The following is a 546-nucleotide window of genomic DNA, read 5'->3' as shown; positions in this document are numbered from 1 at the left end:
AACGCTACCCTTAAACCCGCCTCAGAAGCTAACTTTATTAATTCTGGATTTCTAGCTGTTACGTCAGCCCTCATTTGGGTTATGAAATTTATAGTCAACTTCCTTTCTATCATCTCTCTGAATAACTTAGCTCTCTGACTCCTATTAGGCCATACAATGAAGGCTGTTAAAGTACTTCATGAGAACGGCGTAATAGTGTTTGTTGGAATGATGATGGGTGCGCCTTATGAAACTTTTAAGGATATAATTGCGACCATAAAGTTCTCTAGAAAGCTAGCTGATGCCGGAGCAGATGGTGTGCAGTTTTCTATTTATACACCACTTCCAGGGACTAGAATATTCGTTAACTCTTTACAACAAAAAGCTTTATTCACATTGAACTGGGATTACTATGATTTATTAACGCAGGTAGCTAAAACGAGGGTAAATCCTGCATTAATTCAATTTTTAGCTGTTTACGCTAACCACACGTTCTATTTATACAAGTATCTTAGGAGTAAGCTTAAAATATCTAAACTGAAGATTCCAGAGAGAAAGCTAGAACTA

General features: G+C 37.0%; 1 pseudogene. It reads left to right on the top strand.

The annotated features are described in order from the left end of the window. Positions 1-156 precede the first annotated feature (156 nt). Positions 157-546 (top strand): annotated as a pseudogene (locus tag DMP16_RS10745) (radical SAM protein); the annotation flags it as partial.

The organism is Sulfolobus sp. B1, assembly GCF_007050195.1.
In the GTDB taxonomy this organism is placed as follows: Archaea; Thermoproteota; Thermoprotei_A; order Sulfolobales; family Sulfolobaceae; genus Saccharolobus.
The sequence above is the reverse complement of the archived record's forward strand: the minus strand, read 5'-3'. Positions and strand labels throughout refer to the sequence as shown.